General features: G+C 48.2%; 18 protein-coding genes and 1 pseudogene. 10 read left to right on the top strand and 9 right to left on the bottom strand.

Annotated features, from left to right (window positions below; all coding sequences use genetic code 11):
• Positions 1-45 precede the first annotated feature (45 nt).
• Complete coding sequence (gene dapB / locus ACZ42L_RS08700; RefSeq protein WP_464698375.1) at positions 46-810, bottom strand: 4-hydroxy-tetrahydrodipicolinate reductase; 765 nt, start codon at positions 808-810, stop codon at positions 46-48.
• Between the two features lie 402 nt (positions 811-1,212).
• Here dapB and ACZ42L_RS08705 point away from each other — a divergent pair, with 402 nt between their 5' ends.
• Genes ACZ42L_RS08705 through dprA form a run of 3 tightly spaced genes read left to right on the top strand, consistent with a single transcriptional unit; the run spans position 1,213 to position 4,134 of the window.
• Positions 1,213-2,553 carry a DUF2851 family protein gene (locus ACZ42L_RS08705; protein WP_464715852.1) on the top strand — a complete coding sequence of 447 codons (1,341 nt, stop codon included), beginning with the start codon at positions 1,213-1,215 and terminating at the stop codon, positions 2,551-2,553.
• Entirely contained in the window at positions 2,550-2,963 is a 414-nt protein-coding gene (locus tag ACZ42L_RS08710) for an acyl-CoA thioesterase (protein ID WP_464715853.1), read from the top strand. The genes ACZ42L_RS08705 and ACZ42L_RS08710 overlap by 4 nt, the downstream gene beginning before the upstream one ends.
• Before the next feature lie 46 nt (positions 2,964-3,009).
• Positions 3,010-4,134, top strand: a complete 1,125-nt coding sequence (gene dprA / locus ACZ42L_RS08715; protein ID WP_464715854.1) for a DNA-processing protein DprA — start codon at positions 3,010-3,012, stop codon at positions 4,132-4,134.
• Here the strand turns inward: dprA and ybeY are convergent.
• From ybeY to ACZ42L_RS08745, 6 genes are all read right to left on the bottom strand, one after another.
• Positions 4,124-4,543 (bottom strand): rRNA maturation RNase YbeY, encoded by a 420-nt coding sequence (ybeY, locus tag ACZ42L_RS08720; protein ID WP_464698382.1) that lies wholly within the window; start codon positions 4,541-4,543, stop codon positions 4,124-4,126. The two genes, dprA and ybeY, sit on opposite strands and share 11 nt — an antisense overlap.
• Before the next feature lie 94 nt (positions 4,544-4,637).
• Entirely contained in the window at positions 4,638-5,102 is a 465-nt protein-coding gene (gene coaD, locus ACZ42L_RS08725) for a pantetheine-phosphate adenylyltransferase (RefSeq protein WP_464698383.1), read from the bottom strand.
• On the bottom strand, positions 5,099-5,509 hold the full coding sequence (locus ACZ42L_RS08730; RefSeq protein WP_464715855.1) for a type II toxin-antitoxin system VapC family toxin: 411 nt from the start codon (positions 5,507-5,509) through the stop codon (positions 5,099-5,101). Before ACZ42L_RS08730 ends, coaD begins: the two co-directional genes overlap by 4 nt.
• The gene (locus ACZ42L_RS08735; RefSeq protein ID WP_464715856.1) at positions 5,506-5,748 is read right to left on the bottom strand and encodes a hypothetical protein; all 243 of its coding nucleotides are present in this window, start codon (positions 5,746-5,748) and stop codon (positions 5,506-5,508) included. Before ACZ42L_RS08735 ends, ACZ42L_RS08730 begins: the two co-directional genes overlap by 4 nt.
• Before the next feature lie 99 nt (positions 5,749-5,847).
• Positions 5,848-6,882, bottom strand: coding sequence for a Holliday junction branch migration DNA helicase RuvB (gene ruvB, locus ACZ42L_RS08740; RefSeq protein ID WP_464702454.1), 1,035 nt, complete (start codon positions 6,880-6,882; stop codon positions 5,848-5,850).
• A 630-nt stretch (positions 6,883-7,512) separates the two neighbouring features.
• Positions 7,513-8,973, bottom strand: coding sequence for a glycoside hydrolase family 18 protein (locus ACZ42L_RS08745; protein ID WP_464715857.1), 1,461 nt, complete (start codon positions 8,971-8,973; stop codon positions 7,513-7,515).
• Between the two features lie 160 nt (positions 8,974-9,133).
• Between ACZ42L_RS08745 and ACZ42L_RS08750 the strand changes: the two genes are divergently transcribed.
• The 3 genes from ACZ42L_RS08750 to ACZ42L_RS08760 all read left to right on the top strand — a co-directional run bounded on the left by ACZ42L_RS08750 (position 9,134) and on the right by ACZ42L_RS08760 (position 13,327).
• Entirely contained in the window at positions 9,134-9,610 is a 477-nt protein-coding gene (locus ACZ42L_RS08750) for a regulatory protein RecX (protein WP_464715858.1), read from the top strand.
• Positions 9,594-10,298 carry a ComF family protein gene (locus tag ACZ42L_RS08755; RefSeq protein WP_464715859.1) on the top strand — a complete coding sequence of 235 codons (705 nt, stop codon included), beginning with the start codon at positions 9,594-9,596 and terminating at the stop codon, positions 10,296-10,298. The genes ACZ42L_RS08750 and ACZ42L_RS08755 overlap by 17 nt, the downstream gene beginning before the upstream one ends.
• Positions 10,299-10,564: 266 nt before the next feature.
• A complete protein-coding gene (locus tag ACZ42L_RS08760; RefSeq protein ID WP_464715860.1) occupies positions 10,565-13,327 on the top strand; it encodes an outer membrane beta-barrel protein in 2,763 nt (920 codons plus the stop codon).
• Positions 13,328-13,389: 62 nt separating this feature from the next.
• Here ACZ42L_RS08760 and ribD read toward each other — a convergent pair whose 3' ends face one another.
• A complete protein-coding gene (gene ribD / locus ACZ42L_RS08765) occupies positions 13,390-14,361 on the bottom strand; it encodes a bifunctional diaminohydroxyphosphoribosylaminopyrimidine deaminase/5-amino-6-(5-phosphoribosylamino)uracil reductase RibD (RefSeq protein WP_464715861.1) in 972 nt (323 codons plus the stop codon).
• A 502-nt stretch (positions 14,362-14,863) separates the two neighbouring features.
• Between ribD and tnpA the strand changes: the two genes are divergently transcribed.
• From tnpA to ACZ42L_RS08785, 4 genes and pseudogenes are all read left to right on the top strand, one after another.
• The gene (gene tnpA, locus ACZ42L_RS08770; RefSeq protein WP_464698398.1) at positions 14,864-15,310 is read left to right on the top strand and encodes an IS200/IS605 family transposase; all 447 of its coding nucleotides are present in this window, start codon (positions 14,864-14,866) and stop codon (positions 15,308-15,310) included.
• A gap of 164 nt (positions 15,311-15,474) precedes the next feature.
• Positions 15,475-16,356, top strand: a complete 882-nt coding sequence (gene prmC, locus ACZ42L_RS08775; protein ID WP_464715862.1) for a peptide chain release factor N(5)-glutamine methyltransferase — start codon at positions 15,475-15,477, stop codon at positions 16,354-16,356.
• A gap of 114 nt (positions 16,357-16,470) precedes the next feature.
• Positions 16,471-16,811: pseudogene (locus ACZ42L_RS08780) on the top strand (type II toxin-antitoxin system RelE/ParE family toxin).
• A complete protein-coding gene (locus ACZ42L_RS08785; protein ID WP_464702462.1) occupies positions 16,783-17,085 on the top strand; it encodes a helix-turn-helix domain-containing protein in 303 nt (100 codons plus the stop codon). Before ACZ42L_RS08780 ends, ACZ42L_RS08785 begins: the two are co-directional and overlap by 29 nt.
• 156 nt (positions 17,086-17,241) lie before the next feature.
• Here the strand turns inward: ACZ42L_RS08785 and ACZ42L_RS08790 are convergent, their stop codons facing one another.
• Positions 17,242-17,850 (bottom strand): glutathione peroxidase, encoded by a 609-nt coding sequence (locus ACZ42L_RS08790; protein WP_464702463.1) that lies wholly within the window; start codon positions 17,848-17,850, stop codon positions 17,242-17,244.
• Between the last annotated feature and the right edge of the window lie 195 nt (positions 17,851-18,045).

Below are 18,045 nucleotides of genomic sequence, written 5' to 3' on the forward strand. Positions count from 1 at the left end.
AATTTGCCAACAGGTCTCAACAGACCCTTTTCATTCATAAGATGATTAACCCAATATTTCTTTAAACAAATCGCTCGTGGTGAGCAGTCCAGTGTGGTCTTTGGTGTATTCGGCAGCCAAGACAGCCCCCAGTGCAAATCCCTTACGGCTATGCGCATCGTGCATAATCACGATTTTATCGGCCTCACTGTCGTAGGTCACGGTGTGGATGCCCGGCACTTCGTCGCGACGTATGCTCGCTATGGCCAGTTCGTTGGCCGCTACACAGTTCGTACCCGTCACAGTGCCGTCGGCATGGTGCTGCTCGCCTTTCACCCAACGGTCTTTGCAGTCGAGCCGGTCGATGATTTCCTCGGCCAGCGTAATGGCTGTTCCCGACGGTGCATCGAGCTTATGAATATGGTGGGTCTCCTCCATCTCCACCTTGTATTGTGGAAAACCGTTCATAATTTTAGCCAGATAACGGTTCACGGCCGAAAAGATGGCCACGCCCACAGAGAAGTTGGATGCCCAGAAAAGGGTCTGTCCCTCGTCGTTGCACAACCGCTCCACATCCGATTTATGCTCACTCATCCAGCCCGTACTGCCCGACACCACCTTCACATGGTGCTTGAACGCCCGCAGATAGTTGGCGTAAGCCGCCGTAGGATTGGTGAACTCAATGGCCACGTCGGCCGAAGCAAAAGCCGGACTGTCAAAGTCCTGCACATTGTCGACGTCTATGATACTCACGATTTCGTGTCCGCGCTCCTTGGCAATCTGTTCTATCATCTTGCCCATCTTGCCATAACCGATTAATGCTATTTTCATTTTCCAGTCTTTATTTTATTCTCGTATTCTTTCGTCTTCGTATATCTGCAAAGGTACTGTAAATCAGATAAAAAGCAAAACAAACCCCTCTCTTTTCTCTCTTTTGTCACGTTTTTTATCGCATATCATTCCTTTTGCAATTTGAATACCTGCCTCTACACTCCACAAACTTTTTCTTTCCCCCCACTGCAAAGCCTCCGCAGCGTTGCTGCAAAGGCCAAACAGCAGTGCTGCAAAGACCAAACAGCAATGCTGCCACGGCCTTGCAGTTTTTGAAGGTTGGCGAGCAGGCCAGACATAAGGGATATACCGATGGGCGCAAGCATGCTAATTAGGCCACAAACCCTATGACATTAAAAGATTATTTTGTATTTTTGCATTTGGAAGATTAATGTCTATATCATGGAACAGCTCCTGCATTATGTATGGAAACACAAGCTCTTTCCGCTGAAACAGCTTGTCACAGTCGATGGACACTGCATAGAAGTGATAGATACGGGACTGCACAACCACGACGCAGGACCTGATTTCTTCAATGCAAAGGTGAAGATAGACGGAACGCTGTGGGTGGGAAACGTGGAGATACACGACCGGGCAAGCGACTGGTTCGCCCATCGTCATGAGCAGGATACACGCTACGACAACGTCATCCTGCACGTCTGCGGAGCTATAGACGCCGAAGCTACCGACAGCCAGGGCCGACGAATCAAGCAACTGCAACTAGACGTGCCGGCCCATATAGCGGAACATTACGAGGAACTGATTCATTCAGACCACTATCCGCCCTGCTACCGCATCATTCCCTCGCTGCCATCGCTCATGATTCATTCGTGGATGAGCAGCTTGCAGACCGAACGTCTGGAGCAGAAGACGGTGGCCATCAACGAGCGAGTGGCCAGATACGGTGGCGATTGGCAGGCTGCCCACTTCGCCACGATGGCCCGCAACTACGGCTTCGGCATCAATGGAGAGGCTTTCGAGCAATGGGCTTGCAACATTCCATTGGGCAGTGTGGCCCATCATCGCGACGACCTGTTCCAGATAGAAGCCATTTTCATGGGGCAGGCAGGACTCTTGGAGCCTGAATCCATACCCGAAGCATATCGCGACAAGGCATTGGCCGATGCGTATTATCAGCGGATGGCAAGCGAATATCGGTATCTGGCACACAAATTTGCCATGCAGCCGATGGACTTCCACTGGTGGAAATTCCTGCGACTGCGGCCGCAGAATTTCCCACACATACGCCTCTCGCAACTGGCACAACTATACTATAACCGCACGGCAGGACTGAGCGAACTTATCGAATGTAGCAGTCTGAGCGAGCTGAGAAACCATCTGAAAACGCAGGCCACACCTTACTGGCAGACTCATTTCGCCTTCGGGGCAGAGAGTCCGCGCAGTGAAAAGCGGCTATCGATGGCTTCACTCGACCTGATGATACTCAACACGGTCGTTCCGATGCTCTTCGCCTACGGCCGCCATACATGCAATGAGGGGCTTTGCGAACACGCCTTCGAATTACTGGAACAGCTCAAAGCCGAAGACAACCACATCGTCCGCATGTGGCACGAATGCGGAATGAAAGTGGAGAATGCCGGTGACACACAGGCACTCATCCAGCTGAAAAACGAATATTGCGACCATAAAGACTGCCTACGATGCCGCATCGGGTACGAATATCTGAAACGCGGAAACGACAGGACAACTAGTATTATATCAAACAACAAACAAAACAGATGAAGTATATCTTTGAAACCAGAATGGAAGTACGCGACTACGAGTGCGACATCCAGGGAATTGTGAACAACGCCAACTATCTGCATTACACAGAACATACACGCCACCGATTCCTGAAAACCACGGGACTGAGCTTCGCAGAGATGCACAAGAAGGGTGTGGATGCCGTTGTGGCACGCATGTCGTTGCAATATAAGACGCCGTTGGCATGCGACGACGAATTCATTTCGCGCATGGGACTGCGCAAAGAGGGACTGCGCTGGGTATTCACCCACGACCTCTTCCGCGCCAAGGACGAGAAACTTTGCTTCCATGCCGATGTAGATTTGGTGACATTAATCAACGGAAGACTGGGCTATAGCGAAGACTATGGCCGTGCCTTTGAGGCTTATCTCAATCAAAAAGAAGATTAAAAGCTGCTCTACACCCTTCTCCAAACGGAGAAGGGGAATACATACCATGAATCAGGAAATACTCTATACACTCGCGCTCAGCCGTATCAACTATTTCAGCCTCAGCGGTCTGCTGGAGCTATATCGCCGTTTAGGTTCGGCCACGGCGGTCATTGAGCATCGCCACGACATCCTGGACATCTTGCCGGATGCCTCGCCTAAGTTGCGCGAAGCACTGGCAGACCTCAGCGAACCCTTGGCACGGGCAGAGGCAGAACTGCTCTGGGACGAGCAACATGGGGTAGAACCGCTTTGCATGAACGACGTGCGCTATCCGCAACGGCTGCGCGAATGCGACGACGCACCGCTGGTCTTGTTCTACCGGGGCACTGCTCCGCTCAACTGTCCCAAGGTTGTCTGTATGGTCGGTACACGCCGATGCACCGCCTATGGCCAAGACCTGATACGCCGATTCATGGCCGATTTGAAGACGCTATGTCCCGACGTGCTGATTGTCAGTGGCCTGGCGTATGGTGTAGACATACATGCTCACCGCCAAGCCTTGGCCAATGGATACGACACCGTGGGCGTGTTGGCACATGGACAAGACTACCTTTATCCGCAGGTTCACCGACAGACAGCCAGCGAAATGATAGAACATGGTGGGTTACTGACAGAGTTTTTCACCGGAACAAATGCCGATAAAGTGAACTTTGTAAGGCGCAATCGCATCGTGGCAGGGATGAGCGACGCCTGTATTCTGGTCGAGAGTGCATCGCATGGGGGCGGACTGATTACCACAGGGATAGCCCGCAGCTACAATCGTGACGTCTTCGCTTTCCCCGGACATGTGGGCGCTCCCTACAGCGAGGGGTGCAACATGCTCATCCGCGACAACGAGGCCGGTCTCATCATGTCGGCTTCCGACTTTGTAAAAGCAATGGGATGGGAAGAAGACAACAGACTGAAAAAGGCGCAGCAACAAGGTATCGAGCGACAACTCTTCCCACAATTATCGGTCGAAGAACAACAGATAGCCGACGTTTTGCAACACAACAACGACCTGCAAATCAATATGCTATCCGTCCAGGCCGATATTCCTATCGCACAACTTACCTCCCTGCTCTTCTCAATGGAGATGAAAGGACTCGTCAGGATGCTTCCTGGCGGAGTGTATCATCTTATTGGCTAATCCTCATGGCCAGTGCCTTGTTCTCGGCAGCCTCCATGATTTCGCGCTCTCCAGGACCTTTGTCGTTGATGCCACAAAGGTGCAATATGCCGTGAATAATGACACGGTGCAACTCTTCCTCATAGGGTTTGCCGAGTAGTTCGGCATTGCTTCGCACCGTATCAAGGCTTATCACGAGGTCGCCATTGAGCACATCGCCCTCATCATAGTCAAAGGTGATGATGTCGGTGTAATAGTCATGCCCCAGATATTCGTTGTTCACCTCCAATATTTTCTCATCGTCGACGAACATATATCCTATCTCTCCTACCCTTCTACCGTATGTTTCGGCCACCGCCTTAATCCAGGCCGAGGTCTCACGCTTCTTAATTTTCGGCATCTTTACGCCGTCCGTGCTGTATGTTATCATAAGTAATATATCGGATGTAAGTCCCTGCCACCCCCTCACATGGCTGAAAGAGCTGTCCGGCAGGAACTTTATTGCTGTATTATCATTGTAGTCTCTACCTGTCAGCCACGTCTTGCAAGAGAGGCGGAACAAGACCGGAAACATCTTTTCCAAAGTGTATCAATTCTCTCACGAGTGACGAACTGATGCTCGCCAGCGTAGGGTCGGCATAGAGCAGAATGGTCTCTACATCCCCTATCTTCCTATTCACATCGGCCTGTTCGCGCTCATATTCAAAGTCTTTCAGACTTCTCACGCCCTTGATAATGAACCGCGCCTGCTCCCGATGTGCAAAATCTATCGTCAAATCGCTGTACGCTTTCACCTCTATCTTGGCTTCGCCGGCATATATCTGCTTGATTGTGTCTACCCGAACATCCGTACTATACATGTATTGCTTGCGCTCGTTGACCCCTACTCCTATCACTACACGGTCGAAGAGTGGCAATGCGCGCCTCACAATATCGGCATGCCCGATGGTAAAGGGGTCGAAACTCCCTACGAAAATTCCCGTTCTCATAAGTATTTAACTATAAAATCATGAGGAGTAAGCACTTCTAAAGCGGATTCTTCAAAGTCTTTTGTATTCCTTGTCACTATGCAATCAGCCTGAGCTTTCATTGCAGATAAATACTGCAAAGAGTCCTCAAAATCTTTCCAAGCAAGATGAAGAGCCTCCAATATACATGAAGAGCCAACCTCTACGATATCTACAAATTCCGTCAATCTTAGTATTGCAGCATTAAATTCTGCTCTGCTATACTCCTTCCGGGTTATATAATTGATATTGGAAACTGACAAGTCAGACATCAACATGGTTATACCATTACCCACACAAGATTTGAAACATAATCTTGATTCTGCGGATAAAGGGCCTCTCTCCAACAAGCAATCCAACAGAATATTGGTATCTAGAAACACTCTCATAAATACTTTTTCCTCAGATAGGTCTCTTTCTCCGATTTCCAATCTTCTGCCTTGCTCTTAGACAAAGCACCAAACAGCTTGTCGACGCGCTCTAACTTTTTTCTCTTTTCGAGGTCCAAGTCACCGACAGACTCGCTTTTATCAGTAGACATAAGCCACCCTCTACTCTTAGCAACCTTATCCAGAAATGCCATATCGCTAAGAGGGATATTCAATCTTATGTCTAAACTTCCTTCCATATCATCTTTCCTCCTTTTCGTTATTCCTACTCCACAAATATAGTTGTTTCTGCAAAACAATGCAAGAAATCATCCATTAAAATGCAAGGAGACGAGTTCTCACTCAAACAATCCCGGCGACATGATGTCGCCTTGGTACGGATTGCGCCCCAAATGGTCGTAGGCCAATCGCGTAGCCATGCGTCCACGTGGTGTACGCTTGATGAATCCCTCCATTATCAAGAAGGGTTCGTACACATCTTCCACCGTACCGGCGTCCTCGCCTATGGCAGTGGCAATGGTCGAAACACCCACCGGACCACCCCTGAACTTATCAATAATCGTCAGCAATATCTTGTTATCTATCTCGTCGAGCCCATACCGGTCGATATTCAAAGCCAAGAGCGACATCTGTGCAATATCGCTTGTAATCGTTCCGTTGCCTTTTACCTGTGCAAAGTCGCGCACACGGCGCAGCAACGAATTGGCAATACGGGGCGTGCCACGCGACCGTCGCGATATTTCTACAGCCGCATCGTCTTGGATAGGTACGTCCAACAGGCGGGCCGAGCGCTTGATGATGCTCTGCAACGTCTCCGGATCGTAATATTCCAAGTGCATATTAATACCGAAACGGGCACGCAACGGAGCTGTCAGCATACCGCTGCGCGTGGTAGCACCCACCAGTGTGAACGGATTCAGGTCTATCTGTATGCTGCGTGCCGAAGGCCCTTTATCTATCATAATGTCGATACGATAATCCTCCATTGCCGAATACAGATACTCTTCTACGACAGGCGACAGGCGATGAATCTCGTCAATGAACAGCACATCGTTGGGTTCGAGCGATGTCAGGATACCGGCCAGATCGCCCGGCTTATCCAGCACAGGACCGCTTGTAATCTTGAATCCCACTCCCAATTCGTTGGCAATGATGTTGCTCAGCGTCGTCTTTCCCAATCCCGGAGGCCCGTAGAGCAATGTATGGTCTAGCGGTTCGTTGCGGAATTTGGCAGCTTCGACAAACACTTCCAGATTTTCCACCACCTTCTGCTGGCCGTTGAAATCGGCGAAACGCAAAGGGCGGAGGGCATTCTCGAAGTCCTTTTCTGCCGAGGACATTCTCTCTTCTCTGATGTCGAAATCTTCTGTCATGCCACAAAGTTACAGATTTTTCCCGATACATGTTCGTTCTTTTTCCAAAACCTTCGGTTGTATCGACGATTCTTATCCTGCAAAACAATCCTTAACAAGAACTCATCAACTCAATAACCCAATACTCATAGACTCAACAACTCACAAACTTACAAACTCATAAACTCAAAAAACTCACTAACCTACAAACTCAAAAACTCATAAACTTATAAAACTCCAAAAAACTGCAAGGCCACGGCAGTGTTGCTGCCTGGGCTTTGCAACAATGCTGTCAGGCCTTTGCAGCGTTACTGCGGAGGCCTTGCAGCAAAATAAGGTAATTGGGAATTGATAATTGAAAGGTGAAAGTTAAGAATTTAGAAGATTGTAGGGACGTGGATGCCACGTCCCTACAATGCTGTAAATCGGACAGGCTTGTCAGGCAGGATTCATGGGTACAAACAGCAACCAGGGACAATCATCGCTCTGGCTCGACTGTCCCCGGCTATGAAAAAGTTGGCCTACAGACAAAGGAGATAATCTTCCCCTACAATTCGAAACTTGTTTACTTGTCTACTTACAGGGCGATTTAAATTCGCCCCCTACAGGCTCAACAACTCAGAAACTTACAAACTCATGAACTCATAGAACTTACAAATTCAACAATTCCACGACTTCCTCTGCCTTGGCATTGTTCCCGACGCAGAACAGGTTACGCCCCATCTTGGCTGTATTGCTCCAATACTTCTGATTCAGTGGGCATACACGCAGGTCTTGACTGAATGTATTGTACCAGTCCCAACCTTTCACTGCCGTATCTTTAGTTGCAAAGAATGCGCCGTGCGACGCATCCACATAGGTCTCGAACTCCTTACGGGCCTCATTACCTAGCTTTGAAAGGTCGGCATTTAATTGATAAATCAGATGGAAACGGTCGAAATACTCCGGTGTATATGCAACGTCGTCAGCCAATACCGTCACATCGAAGTGGCGCTTCATACCCAGTTGCTTCAGTTCATCAACCACTTGACTAGCCTCAACCGACGATTTGCCACTCGTCAACACGAGGACATGCTTCAATGGAATCGTACCCTTATTATTCTTCAACAGCGACTCATAGATGGTCATCTGCCCATCACGCTGTGCATTATCTTCTGTCGTCTCCCAGTACATACCGCCCAACAGTCCTCGGTCGATGATGTATTGACACTTGGCAGCCCACGACCGCGGATTGTCAAAGCCCCATACCAGCTTGCCCGTCTTGTCGGCCAGGTAAGGCACTTCGCCGATACTGTCCCATCGCTCTACGTAGCGTCCGTCGGTAAAGCCGGTCTTCATAAACTTATCGAGTATCTTGTTGCTGTGGTCGCCACGCCCATAGAGCGGCATGCCCAAGGTCAGTTTTTCGGGCGGGACACCATTTTTGATATGGGCATCAATACCCTCTTCCAGACTGATGTGGCCCGATAAGGGCGAGCGATGGATGGTGGTATGGTGCATAGGAGGATTAGACTGGTCGTAGCCCATGATGTTGACGAAGTCCAGATACTTCACGCAAGCGCGGAAATCAATGTACAGTGCATCCTGAATGGTGGCGATAGTCAGCAGCTTCTTGTTGCCCAAAGCCTTGCGAAGATCGCGCATCAGCAGTGTGAAATTCTTGGTATCATCGGGCGAAGCCGAGATGCCCGCCTCGTTGCTGGTAGGATATTCCCAGTCAATGTCTATACCATCAAGTCCATACTTGTCTACAATGCGGCGACAATCGCGCGCGAACGCTGTACGATGGGTCTGTGTTGCAGCCATCTCAGAGAAGTTTCCACTGGTCCATCCGCCTATCGACAGATTGATTTTCAGGGCTGGATTCTTCTTTTTCAGTGCCACCACTTTCTCCAGAAAAGGCGGATTTTGAATATCTACACCGTTGAACGTCTTGTTCACATGGCCGAAGGCATAGTTGATATGTGTCATGAGTGTAGGATCGGGCAGGCGGAGGTCGGTCCACGAACAAACGTAGGCTACAACTACACGGTCTTTCGGTTTGGCCGTAACCGTGAGCATGGTAAATGCCGTAAAGACGAGCACTACCAATCGAATGATGTTGGTTTTCATTGTTTTTTGGGGTTATAAATGAATTATAATTGCAAATTTACGAAAAAAAAGAGGAGACGGCAAAGCCGAAATCGCCCAAAAACCGTATTTTTGTATAGCTATTCGCCTACCGGCAATCAAACAGGTCGGCACGGTCCGACCTACCACGAAAACAATGGATATGAAAGAAATAACCGAACAACAAGCTCTCTTCAAGCTCTCCGCGCTCTGTTCACAGGCTGAACATTGCAGTGGCGAGATGCTCGACAAGATGCGCCGTTGGGGCATAGACGAGGCTGTGCGGGCGCGCATCATGGCCCGGCTCACGGCCGAGAAATACGTAGACGACGAGCGCTACACGCGTGCTTTTACACGCGACAAGATACGCTACAATGGGTGGGGACGCCGAAAACTGGAACAAGCCTTGTATGCCAAGCACATAGAGCGGGCTGTCTATATCCCCGTACTCGACGAGATAGCCGACCACGAGTATCTGGATGTGCTGCGCCCATTGCTGCGCAACAAGCAGAAATCCATTAAGGCCCACAGCGACTACGAGCGCAATATGAAACTTATCAAGTTTGCTATGGGCCGAGGATTCGACTATTCACTGATACGGCAGTGCCTGGAGGGCGATTTCGATGAACCGATGGAGTGAGTGGGGCAAAGCCTTCCTGGACGTCATTGCCCCACGCTGTTGCGTAATATGCGGGCGACGGCTGAGCCTCGACGAGCAGACGATGTGCGGTCGGTGCAATCTCCACCTGCCACGCACCGGCTTCGAACAACAGCCTTACGACAACGAAATGGCCAAGATGTTTTGGGGACAGATACCCATTGAGCGGTGTACGGCTTTCTTCTACTACACCTCTCATTCACCCGAAAGCCGGCTCATCTACGATATGAAGTACCACCATCATCCCAAAATAGGCTATCAACTGGGCCGAACATTCGCCCACGATTGCATGTCGACAGGATTCTTCGAGGGCATCGACATGATTATTCCCATTCCCCTTTACAGGAAAAGGGAACGCCAACGAGGATATAATCAAAGTGTGGAAATAGCACGTGGGGTGGCAGAAGTAACCGGACTACCGCTCAAGAAAAACGCTATCGAGCGCATCACCTTTGGCGGTAGTCAAACACAACGTGACCGATGGCAACGCACCGAGAACGTAGAAGGCGCTTTCCGACTGAAAGACTACAGCATCGCAGGACGTCACATCCTTCTCATCGACGACATTGTAACCACCGGCGCCACCATCTGTTCGTGCGCGCAAGAGCTGCAACGAGCCGGCGAAGTGAAGTTCAGCGTCTTGTGCTTAGGACTGGCCAACAGGGAATAACCTTATTCCCTGTTGCTCATTTATCATATAATTGGCGATATAAGTCATCACATTCCAGATACTTCGGCCAGCTGAAATCATATTTAAGGTATTTTTCCATATTGGCCGATTCTTTCTTCTCCTTGGATAAAATCCGTTTGAGTGCAAACGAGCCATCCTTGTTTTGCAAGAAAACAAACTTTTTCTTCTAAACGCAACCAACCTATTTAAAAATTACTTATTTTTACAGTCGAAATATCCTATAGTGCTAACAAGCCATCATGACCATGAAGAATTTTTTGATGCCGATATTGCTATTTCTCCCTATTCTCCTGTTCGCACAAAGAGGAAATAACGAACAATGCCTGTTGGTGGGGTCTGTCTATGATAGCTTCACACGTATACCGCTTCCTGCCAAAATTATCCTGATGACACAAGACTCAGTTGTGCTGGATACCACATCGGTAAAAATCTATGGCCATCAAAACAACTACGCCTTCAAGGTACAGAAAGAAACAAGGAATTACATTATCAAAGCTACTTGCATCGGTTATGACAACTGTTACATCAACTATCAATTCAAACCACGCAGTAGAAATCAAAATTATGAGATACCACCATTACTGCTCCGCAAAAAGAATAAAGACTATACAGTCGACTTGGACGGTATTGAAGTGAAGGCTACGCGCATTCAGCTCGTCTATCGGGGAGATACATTGATCTATGATGCTTCCGCCTTCGTCCTGCCTGAAGGTTCTATGCTCGACAATCTGATTAAACAAATGCCAGGTGCAGAACTGAAAGACAATGGCGATGTATATATCAACGGACAGAAAGTAGATTACCTGACACTGAACGGGAAGAACTTCTTTAAAGGAAAAAACAAAGTGATGTTGGAGAACCTGCCTTACTATTCTGTCAAAAACATCAAGGTATACCATAAAGATAACCAAGAACGGCTGGCATCCAACACCCGTAAGAAAGATTACGTGATGGACGTTAATCTGAAACGTGAGTATCTACACTCCTATCTTGGAAATGCAGAAGTAGGTGCAGGAACAGATAAACGATGGTTGGCACGTACCTTTGGCTTGTTCACAGGCGAACACAACAATGTGGGAGTATTTACCAACATGAACAATACGAACGAAGACCGCAAACCAGGGAGGGATGGCAACTGGCAATCCGACAACAAGAACAAAGGTATCAAGAGTATCAAGCAAGCAGGTATAAACATTGATTCGAGTGCGAAAAACAAAAAAGCTGACAATTCTTTCGATGCGACAGCGCAGTGGACTGATGATGATTTGACGGAACAGACCAACAGAGAAACCTTTGCTTCTGACGGCAACATCACGAAAGGAAGTTACAATGTGGTGAGAAACAAGGACGTCAATCTGAATCTGAACAACCGGCTTATGCTGACAACCAAGAATCCAACATTCATCACTACACAGGTGAATTATGCCAAAGGCGACTATAATAGTCTGCAAAAGGATTCTACTTACCGCACGACCTGGCTTAATCAGAGACTATATTCCAAGTCGTCAACTCTAAAGGAATTCAAAGCCAACCTCGATATTATCAAGTTTTTCACCTTGTCCAACGGCGATAACTTTGGTATCCATGCAAAGGTTGGATATACAACCAGAAAACCGGACGAGGCTTTCTCGTCCGAAAGAATACGCTATACAGGATATAACACATCAGACCTACGGGCATATTATAGAGATAACCACAGACAGGAATATAACTACTCCCTATCACTGCAATACGACTATAACCTGAATTCGAAATGGACTATTACATCCAAAGTCTTGTACCAGCAAAAACACCAGACAGCCACGAATCGGAACTATAAGATGTATCTATCGGGGAGTGGCGACTGGAACAACTTTGGTACACTGCCTTCTGCCGCATCCGTGTCAGCCCAACAGCTGGATAGCAAAAACAGTTATCACTTCAACAGCCTGAACAGGCAGCTTACTCCAAGTCTCAATATAACCCGGAACTTAAAGAACGGACTCATTGAAATGTATCTGCCTTTAGAACTTAACCGCGAACAAATACATTATCACGCAGCAGAACTGGACATGGCTCCCCATAGACAATATGTCAAGTTTGAGCCAGCCTTATCCTACCGAACATACGGAAAGAAATCCATACGAATGTCGTATGAAACAACTGAGGCACAACCGGAATATATTGACCTGATGCCTTACAGCAATACCATCAACCCATTGACTGTAGTTGTCAACAATCCTTTGTTGAAAAGACAACGCCAACATCTATTTGAAGTGTACCATAAGTGGAAATCCGACTCTACAGACCTGAACAGATGGATAAATATCCGTGCCGAGATTGTACAGCACGCGTGGGGTAGCCGCATCAACTACAACACGAAACTGGGTAGCTTCACTACCATGATGGATAACGTAGATGGTAATTGGAACATCAACGGAAAAATAGGATTCACGCGTACAGTTGACAGGCCTAAGCGACTCTACCTGACTATGGAACTCTCAAATGGGTATATACACAGCGTAGATTATGACATTGCATACGATTCCAAAGAGGCTACGCTCAGCCATGTAAACACATGGCATACAGAGCTGGCAACATCACTCAAATACACATTGTCAAACCTAACCGCATCTGTTCAAGGCAAAATCAATAGCCGACTGTGTAGAGGCAACCGCAATAACTTTGAGAATCTGAACACATTTGACTTCCAATATGGCACATCCCTACAATACAATATACCCGGCATCAGACTCTCCATGAGCACCGACCTCACAATGTTTTCCCGTCGTGGCTATGAATCGTCGATGATGAACACCGACAACCTGATATTGAATGCCCAAATCTCTCACTCTCTCATCAAAGAAAGAGTGACGGCCAAACTATCGGTATTCGATATGCTTCACCAGTTTTCCAACAAAACATATCTCGTCAATGCGCAGGGATGGACGGAAACTTATTACAACAGCATCCCACGATATATCATGTTTTCACTGATATTCAAATTCCATAAAGGGAAAGGAAGCTAATCTTCATATATTGTCATGTAGCTACATCACCAAGTAGCTCAACATTCGCCGACTTCTAAAACTCACAGTCTCCGAAACCACAAAATCCGGTTTCCTCCATACGTTTCGCTCTTATACAGGCTGGCATCAGCAGGGAGTACAGGAGCCGGAGTGCCGCCACTCACCACCTGTTTGCTCATCTCAATGCGTATTTCATCCCACAAACCGGCCTCGATGAAACCGGCATGGGTCTTGGCACCACCCTCCACGATGAGCGATTGCACCTTATCTTCGTACAACCCACGGAGCAAATCGGGTATCGACATGCCTTGCCCTAGCACCAGTCGACGTGGATTCGGCCCACTCCAGTCCCGCACGGTCAATGCCGGGTGTTCGCGCTCGTCGGTTATACGCCCCACGAGAATGGCATCGTTCTCGGCCCGTAGCTTATGCGAGAGCATGCGTGTAAAGTCGTTCGAGACAGCCCATGCACGTCCGTGATTATCCAGAAAGCCATTGGCAGTCTGCGCCCACTTCAGGATGATATACGGGCGCTGCTGGGTATTCATCGTGATAAAGCGACGATTGAGCCACAGGCATTCCGCTTCGAGTACACCCACCGTCACCGAGATACCTGCTTCGCGCAAACGTTGGATTCCACGCCCCTGCACTTTACCAAACGGGTCGACACATCCGCATACTACACGCCGTACACCCTTGCTCACAATAAGGTCGGCACAGGGAGGCGTCTTGCCATAGTGCGAACACGGTTCCAGACTCACGTAGACGGTAGCTTGGCACAACAGCCGCTCATCGGCTTTGCTCACAGCGGCAAAGGCATTGACCTCGGCATGCCCTTCGCCACACCTCACGTGGTAGCCCTCGCCTATAATCCGCCCCTCGGCCACGATGACTGCACCCACCATCGGATTGGGTTTGGCATTCTGCCGACCATTTTGGGCCAGTTGGATACACCTTCGCATGTAGCGCTCGTCTATTTCCCGTTGCGTCAAGACAGTCGAGGTGTCGCTGCCCCTCTCGATATTCTGTTTCATTTCCCTTCGTCATTTTACAGCCACATTGATGCTGCGGCCTCATCTCCATAAGGCAAAGATAGCATTTTTCCGTATCATCTGCCGACTCTTCCCAATGATTTTAGCTAACTTTGCGAATAATATACGCAGAACCTATCACATAGAATGGGCAGTCTTTCAGACTGAACTCCACTGCCAATCATCATTCCGTAGGCCTGAAGGCCCACGGCTATGAAAAGGCAGTCCTTCGGACTGACAGGGCAAAGCAGCTCACCTTAGCCGAAGAAGCTGTATGGCATTACCCGTAAACAGACCGCTAACCCATCGGTAAAAGTGCGGTATTGACCGAAAGACCTATCCAGCAAAGCTGGAAAACAGGCTGTCGACGCATTGGCAAAAGAATTGAATTGTCCGAAGGACAACCTTTTCATAGCCGGTGGTTGGAGCGAAAGCGGAAACCTCCGGAAACAAGCCAAGACAATAAACGAGTCTGATAAGACTCCCCATTATATCATCTAGAACTATGGCATATACAAAATTACTATACCATATCGTGTTCAGTACCAAACAAAGACAACCGACTATAGTCCTGGAATATGAACGCGAATTATACGCGTATATTATGGGTATCATCGCACAAGCAGAGGGTCATCTCTACAGAATCGGTGGTATGCCGGACCATATCCACATCATTGCAGACATACCCTCTAAAATATCATTATCTGATTTTGTAAAACGATTAAAACAAGGGTCTAGTAATTGGTTGGCCGCTAATCCTCATTTCCCCCACTGGAATAGGTGGGAAGAAAGTTATGGAGCCTTTACCTATGCTTACAATGACCTGCAAGAGGTCGTCGATTATGTCAGAAATCAAAAGGAACATCATAAAAAGGTATCTTTTACCGAGGAATACCGAAAGCTCCTTGATGACTTTGGTATAGAATATGACGAAAGATATATACCTAAATAAAGAAGACTATGGGCAGTCTTCCAGACCAGACTCCACTGCCAATCATCATTCCGTAGGCCTGAAGGCCCACGGCTATGAAAAGGCAGTCCTTCAGGCTGACAGGACAAAGACATGAAACCCGTAAAACCAAAATATCACCCTATTCATCCCAAACCCACTATCCAATGCTTACATTCCGCTCTCTATGGCAACGCCTGACACCCCTATACGACGACCACGAGGCCGCAGCCATCGTGCGACTGGTACTCGAAACCCGTTTTACCATGACTTATACGGATATCGTCTGTGGCGATATCGACAGCCTGACCGATGAAAACAAACAGGAACTGGAGACATTCATGCACCGTCTGGAGACAGGCGAACCGGTGCAATATGTCCTTGGAGAGGAGCAGTTCATGGGCCGGACATTCCACATAGAGCCGGGGGTACTCATTCCACGCCCCGAAACGGCCGAATTGTGCCAATGGATTATCGGGCAAAACAGACAGGCGTGCGACATTCTCGATATCGGATGTGGGTCGGGCTGCATCGGCGTGACGCTGGCTGCCGAACTCTCCACAGCCCACGTATCGGCATGGGACGTATCGGAAACAGCCCTACGGCTGACCGCAGAAAATGCCCACAGACTCGGCACGACAGTATGCACCCGCAGGCAAGACGCCCTGCAACCACCGCCCGACGAACAGTGTTGGGACGTCATCGTATCGAATCCTCCCTATATCTGCATGAAAGAACAGGCCGACATGGAGCCTAACGTGCTTGACCACGAGCCATCGTTGGCACTCTTCGTACCCGACGACAACCCTCTGCTGTTCTACCGTGCCATAGCCCGATATGCTTACCGGGCATTGCGACCGGGCGGAAAACTATACTTTGAAATCAATCCTATCTATGCCCAGGAAACCCTGGAAATGCTGCAAACAGAGGGGTTCGGGCAGGTAGAGATACGGAATGACGAATTCGGGAAAAAAAGAATGATTTGCTGCAAAGCCCCCGCAACATCGCTGCAAAGGCCAAACAGCACTGCTGCAAAGCCCAGGCAGTAATGCTGCCGAGGCCTTGCAGTTTTTTGAGTTGATGAGTAGACGAAATACAAGTAGATGGGATGAGTTGATAAACAAAAAGTTGTTAGATATGGAAACTTTTGTTATCTTTGTGGCATGAACAGAAGAGTCATCGCATACGGGGATTACTTCAATGACTTCATCGCTACGTTATCGGACGATGTGGCCAAGAAATTCTATTATGTTTTTCGATATTGGAAACGCAAGAAAGGCTTCCCACAAAGTTCGTCAAGGCTATAAAAGACGGGCTTTTTGAATTACGTATAGAATATGGAAGCAATATCTACCGAGTATTCTTCATCTTCGACGACGGACAAATCGTAGTGTTGTTCAATGGGTTTCAGAAAAAAACGCAGAAAACGCCAAAACAAGAAATAGAAAAGGCATTAAAGATAAAGGAGGCATATTATGCAGACAAGCAAAATAACAGACTATAGCGCAATTCTGGATGAGAAGTATGGCAAGCGCGGCACGGCGCAGCGTCAACAGTTCGAAGAAGAGGCAAGGACTTTCTATGCTTCGCAAATACTCTTACAAGCACGCAAAGAGGCCAAGATTACTCAGAGCGAGCTGGCCAAGAGAGCAGGAATCACCAAGTCTTACATCTCAAAGATAGAAAACGGTATGATAGAACCGGGGGTGGGCCTGTTCTTTCGTCTCATCAGTTCGCTGGGACTGCGTATCGACATATCCAAACCGTTGGGATTGTAAATGAGTCCGCGCCGTCTATTGAGATTGGTGAGTTGCTAAGATTACAAACTTGGGAGCAGAGGTATGGTATGGCTCATGTAACCTTCGCCATACCATACCTCTGCTCCCTTCTCTTTCGTCCTTTTGTTCTTTTGTCAGCCCCCTTCCATCATCATCCTACTTTCCCAAACAGCCCTGAATGGCACTTTCGACCTCGCTCATGGGCGTTGTAGGCTCGAAACGGCGAACAATATCCCCCTTGCGATTGACGAGAAACTTGGTGAAGTTCCATTTGATATCACTCTTGTCGGCATAGTCCTTGTCGCGTTTGAGCATCATCTGGTGCATGCGCTGCGCCGTAGCGGTAGTGCCGAAGCCATTGAATCCCTGCTGTTTCTTGAGATAGACGAACAGGGGAGAGGCATTCTCGCCGTTCACATCAATCTTGGCAAACTGCGGAAAATGGATATCATAGTTAGACGTACAGAAAGTATGAATCTCTTCCTGCGACCCTGGTGCCTGTTCGCCAAACTGATTACAAGGGAAGTCGAGGATAACAAAGCCACGATCTTTGTAGCGTGTGTAGAGGGTCTCCAACTCTTTATACTGCGGTGTGAAACCGCACTGGGTGGCCGTATTGACGATTAACAGCACGTCGCCCTTATACTGTTTCAGGCTGACTTCGCGGTCGTCGGCATCCTTCACCTTGATTTTATACACACTCGATTGTGCCAATACTGCTCCAAAAGTGAGCAGGAAAGCAAATAACATCGTTATTCTTCTCATATTCATGATTCTGTTTTTTAATAATTTTCGCACGACAAATATAGTGAATTATCGGGAAAAAGGATTCCGGCGTAAACAAATCGTAACAAAGAATAACGATACAAGACAATCTGTGAAGCCGGAAGCAATACGCCTTGGCAATGCTTTTTAAGCCTAGAATTTGCTTTTCTGCACTAAATTGTGTACTTTTGTAGC

The sequence above is a fragment of the Prevotella mikamonis genome (assembly GCF_055381405.1).